This is a genomic window from Streptomyces sp. WELS2, assembly GCF_013870595.1.
GTDB lineage: Bacteria > Actinomycetota > Actinomycetes > Streptomycetales > Streptomycetaceae > Streptomyces.
On sequence record NZ_JACBWZ010000520.1, the window covers coordinates 1 to 4,527 of the forward strand.

General features: G+C 71.7%; 4 protein-coding genes. 1 reads left to right on the forward strand and 3 read right to left on the reverse strand.

The genetic code is table 11. The features are described from left to right. Window positions 1-2 precede the first annotated feature (2 nt). Entirely contained in the window at window positions 3-863 is an 861-nt protein-coding gene (locus H5J33_RS24645; RefSeq protein ID WP_181797071.1) for a thioesterase family protein, read from the reverse strand. A gap of 148 nt (window positions 864-1,011) precedes the next feature. On the opposite strand from H5J33_RS24645, the gene H5J33_RS24650 reads away from it, so the two are divergent. Further along, complete coding sequence (locus tag H5J33_RS24650) at window positions 1,012-2,262, forward strand: esterase family protein (RefSeq protein WP_181797072.1); 1,251 nt, start codon at window positions 1,012-1,014, stop codon at window positions 2,260-2,262. Here H5J33_RS24650 and H5J33_RS24655 read toward each other — a convergent pair. Together H5J33_RS24655 and H5J33_RS24660 are read right to left on the reverse strand one after the other, a co-directional pair. Continuing rightward, window positions 2,171-2,830, reverse strand: a complete 660-nt coding sequence (locus H5J33_RS24655) for a trimeric intracellular cation channel family protein (RefSeq protein ID WP_181797073.1) — start codon at window positions 2,828-2,830, stop codon at window positions 2,171-2,173. The genes H5J33_RS24650 and H5J33_RS24655 overlap by 92 nt on opposite strands. A gap of 46 nt (window positions 2,831-2,876) precedes the next feature. Beyond that, on the reverse strand, window positions 2,877-4,268 hold the full coding sequence (locus H5J33_RS24660; RefSeq protein WP_181797074.1) for a M1 family metallopeptidase: 1,392 nt from the start codon (window positions 4,266-4,268) through the stop codon (window positions 2,877-2,879). Between the last annotated feature and the right edge of the window lie 259 nt (window positions 4,269-4,527).

Below are 4,527 nucleotides of genomic sequence, written 5' to 3' on the forward strand. Positions count from 1 at the left end.
GCTCAGCCGAGCCTGACCCGGGCCAGCTGGCGGGACTGCGCGACCAGCCGGTCCTCGCTGTCCCAGACCTCGGCGTCCTCCTCCAGGAAGCCGCCGGCCAGGTTGCGGGTGGTGATCGAGATCCGCAGCGGGCCGGGGGCCGGACGCCGGCGGACGTGGACGGTGAGTTCCACGGTCGGCACCCAGCCCTTGAGGCCCAGCTCGAAGGCGGTGGGCGGCAGGGCGTCCACGGCCAGCAGCAGCGAGAGCGGGTCGGCGTCGCGGCCGTCGGCGAGGCCGAACCAGGCGCGCATCTCGCCCTTGCCGGAGGGCTTGCCGAGGGCCCAGCCGGTGGTGGCGGGGTCCAGCCTGATCATCAGCCGGTCGGCGATGGCGTTGCTGCCGTCGATCGGGGCCGGGCCGTCCTCGGGGCCGAAGCACCGCTCCATCGGGGGGATCGCGGGCGGGGTGGCCGTCGTGCGGACGTCGTCGGGGAGGGCGGCGAGGTCGCCGTAGGAGGCGAGGACGCGGATGCGTTCCACCTCGTTGCCCTCGTCGTCGTACTGGAAGAGCGAGGCCTGGCCGGTGGAGAGGGTGCGGCCGGTGCGGACGGTCCCGGTGCGCACGACCGCCGGGCCGGGCCGCGAGGCGGTCAGGTAGTGGGCGGTGACGGAGAAGGGGTCCGGGTGCGGGAGGGTGTCCGCGAGCGCCCGGCCGAGTACGGCCAGCAGATAGCCGCCGTTGACGGCGCTGATGATGGTCCAGCCGGCCGAGAGGTCGATGTCGTAGACGCCGGGCTCGCGCCGGGTGACCGCGGTGTCGCGGTCGAACTCGCTGTCGCCGATCGCGGCCGGCGAGGCGGGAACGGTAGCTGCATCTGCCATGCGCGAACGGTACAACATGTAAATACTAAGCGGTAGCTTTCCTCGGGGGCCCCCGGCGATCTCCACTCCCGGTGAAGACCGGGCAATTTCTCGGTAAGTGTCCGGACACGTCCACAACCCACTCGCCCGGATTCCCCTCTATGAGGACATGAGCCTCACCGGGACTCCGTTCCTCTGCACCACCATCGTGCTGTCCGTGGTCGCCCTCATACTGCCGCTCACGCTGTGGTCACGGATGCGCGGACCCAGACCGCTGCGGGCGGCGGCCCGCGTACTGATGCTGCTGTTCGCCCAGGGCACGGCCGTCACGCTGGTGTTCGTGCTGGTCAACAACCAGAACAACCTGTACGACGACTGGGCCGACCTGCTCGGCACGGGCAACCACGTGCAGCAGGCCGCGGACCTCGGCCGGGACGGCACCGGGGGCATCTCGGTCCAGCGGCTGCCCAGGGTCCGGCAGACCTTCCGGCCCGCCGGCGGGCCCGGCATGCGCGCGGCCGGCCCGGTGCGCGTCACCCAGCTCAAGGGCCGCGTCTCCGGGGTGAACGCCGAGGTCTACGTCTGGCTGCCGCCGCAGTACGACGACCCGGCCTACCGGCACCACGAGTTCCCGGTGGTGGAGCTGCTGCCGGGCTACCCGGGCTCGGCGAAGGCCTGGTTCGGCTCGCTGCACGCCCCCGAGCAGCTGCTGCCGCTGATGCGCGACGGCCGGGTGGCGCCGTTCGTCCTGGTCGCCCCGCGCACCAATCTGCTGGCCGGCGTGGACACCGGCTGCGCCAACATCCCCGGCCAGGTCAACGCCGACAGCTGGCTCAGCATCGACGTGCCGAAGATGGTCGAGGACAACTTCCGGGTCCAGCCCGCCCCGCGCGGCTGGGCGGTGGCCGGGTACTCGGCGGGCGCGCACTGCGCGGTCAAGCTGGCCGTGGCGCACCCCGACCGCTACCGGGCCGCGGTGAGCATGTCCGGCTACAACGACCCGATCGGCGAACGCGACTCCCTGGCCGCCCAGACCCCGGCCCTGCGCGCCGCGAACAACCCCTATCTGCTGCTGCGCGCGGCGGCCACCCCGCCGCCGGTCGCGCTGTACCTCTCCGGCCAGCCGGGCGACGGATACCAGGCGGCCATGGCGCTGGAGTCGGCCGCCAAGGCACCCACCACCGTGCGCGTGGTCTTCCTGCCGCGCAGCGCGGGCGGGCACACCATGGCGCTGTGGCGCCCGCAGGTCCCCACCGTCTTCCGCTGGCTGACCCTCCAGATGGGCCAGAGCCGCGCCGAGGGCCGGGACACCTCCGTCGCCGGGTCCGCTACTCCTCCGTCACCGTCGAGCGCCGGTTCCACGCACGCGGCGCTCGCCAGTGGAACCGCATCGCGAGCAGGCGCAGCACGAACGCCGTGAGCGCGGCGAACCCGCTGGTGAGCGGGGTGAGCATGTCGTAACGGATGCACAGCACCACCATCGCGGAGCCCACGATCGCCGGGACCGCGTACAGGTCGCGGTCCCAGCGCAGCAGCGAGGGCACCTCGTTGGCCAGCACGTCCCGCAGCACACCGCCGCCGACGGCGGTGGCCAGGCCCAGCGTCGCCGACGCGGTCAGGCCGAGGCCGTAGCTGTACGCCTTCGTCGTGCCGCTGACGCAGAACAGGCCGAGGCCCGCCGCGTCGAAGACGAGCACCGCCGCCTGGATGCGCTCCACGTGCGGGTGCAGGAAGAAGACGACGAGCGCGGCGAGCAGCGGGGTGACGAAGTACCCGAGGTCCGTGAAGGCCGCCGGGGGGACGGCCCCGATGATCACGTCCCGGAACAGCCCGCCGCCCAGCGCGGTGACCTCGGCGAGCACGGCGATGCCGAACACGTCGAAGTTCTTCCGGACGGCCAGCAGCGCGCCGGAGATCGCGAACACGAAGATCCCGATCACATCGAGCGTGTGCTGGACGGAGGGACTGAAGAGTTGCTGGAGCTGCACCCCGACATTCTCTACTGCCAGACCACCTGAACCTTACAAAGCCAGGTCACAAGGCAGGTTTTCCTGGTGTGAACAGCCAGGTGTCGAAGAGGTCGTCCAGTTGCCGCCCGCTGACCCGCTCGGCGAGGCGGACGAAGTCGGCGGTGGAGGCGTTGCCGTAGCGGTGGAGCGCGGTCCAGGCGGGCAGCAGCCGGAAGAAGGCGGGGTCGCCGATCCGCTCGCGCAGCATCTGGAGCGTCATCGCGCCGCGCTGGTAGACGGCGGAGGAGAACATGGTGTCCCGTTCCGGGGCGCCCGGCTTGGTCTGCCAGAACGCGGCGTCGGCGGGCCGGGAGTCGTATCCGGCGCGGAAGGAGTCGTGGGCGGAGCGGGTGCCCTGGTGCTCGGCCCACAGCCACTGGGCGTAGGTGGCGAAGCCCTCGTTGAGCCAGATGTCGTTCCAGTGCGCCACGCTCACCGAGTCGCCGAACCACTGGTGGGCCAGCTCGTGCACGATCGTCCCCTCGCTGCGCACCGCCGAGTACGCGGGCTTGGACTGCACCTCCAGCGAGAACCCGGCCTGCGGCATGTCGTCGACGATGGCACCGGTCTCCTCGAAGGGGTACGGCCCGAAGACCTGCGACCAGTAGTCGGTGGCGGCGGCGGTGACGCCGTAGACGTCGACGTTGCTCGCGCCCTTCAGCACCGGGTCGATCGCCACGTAGACGGGGATGCCGCCGGGGGTGCGCCCGGTGCGCACGTCGAACTTTCCGATGGTGGCGGTGGCGAGGTAGGTCGCCATCGGCTTCGACTCCCGCCAGTGGGTGTACGTCGAGCCGTCCTTGTCGTACGTCGACACCAGCCGGCCGTTGGAGACGGCGGTCAGGCCCTCGGGCGCCTTGATCCGGATGTCGTAGGTGGCCTTGTCGGCGGGGTGGTCGCTGGACGGGAACCAGGTGGAGGCGGCGTTGGGCTCGCAGGCGACGAAGACGCCGTCCGGGGTCTTCATCCAGCCGTAGTCGGAGCCGAAGACGATGGATCCGCTGAGGGGCCGCGGGATGCCGCCGTAGGTGACGGAGACGGTGAAGTCACGGCCCTCGGGCAGCGTCCGGCGCGGGGTGACGGTGATCTCGTCGCCGTCCCGGCTGAACCGCGCCGGTCTGCCGTTCACCTCCACCCGCGTGACCTCCAGCTTCTGCAGGTCCAGGTCGAAGGAGGAGAGGGTCTGGGTGGCGCGCGCGGTGAGGGTGGTACGGCCGTCCAGGCGTCCGGTGCCGGGGGCGTAGGCCACGTCCAGGTCGTAGTGGCGGGCGTCGTAGCCGCCGTTGCCGAGCCGCGGGAAGTAGGGGTCGCCGATGCCGGGGGCGCCCTGGGTCGGGGGCGCGGCGGCGGCGATGGCGAGGAAGGAGGCCGCCGCGGTGACGAGGACTCCGAGACGTGCCGAACGGGAGAGTGCCATGGGTCGTCCCTTTCGAGCGTGCCGATCGGTGGTCGGACACGGACGACTCTGCTCTCTCCCGTTCAGGCATGTACATGACTTTGCCTAGTCGTCATACGCTATGCGTCGGACGACTCCTCGGCGCCGGTCCCGGTGGCGGGCTTGCCGGGCGTCTTCTTCGCCGCCTTCCCGGTCGCCTTCCGGGCCGTGGACTTCGCACCGGGGCCGGTCTTCTCCTCGGTCGCCTCCGCCGCCGCGGCGGCCTCGGCGGCTTCGGGAG

Excerpts from the sequence above, each read along its gene's own strand:
- H5J33_RS24645 (WP_181797071.1), bottom strand. The coding sequence starts at position 863 with ATGGCAGATGCAGCTACCGTTCCCGCCTCGCCGGCCGCGATCGGCGAC.
- H5J33_RS24660 (WP_181797074.1), bottom strand. The coding sequence starts at position 4,268 with ATGGCACTCTCCCGTTCGGCACGTCTCGGAGTCCTCGTCACCGCGGCG.
- H5J33_RS24650 (WP_181797072.1), top strand. The coding sequence starts at position 1,012 with ATGAGCCTCACCGGGACTCCGTTCCTCTGCACCACCATCGTGCTGTCC.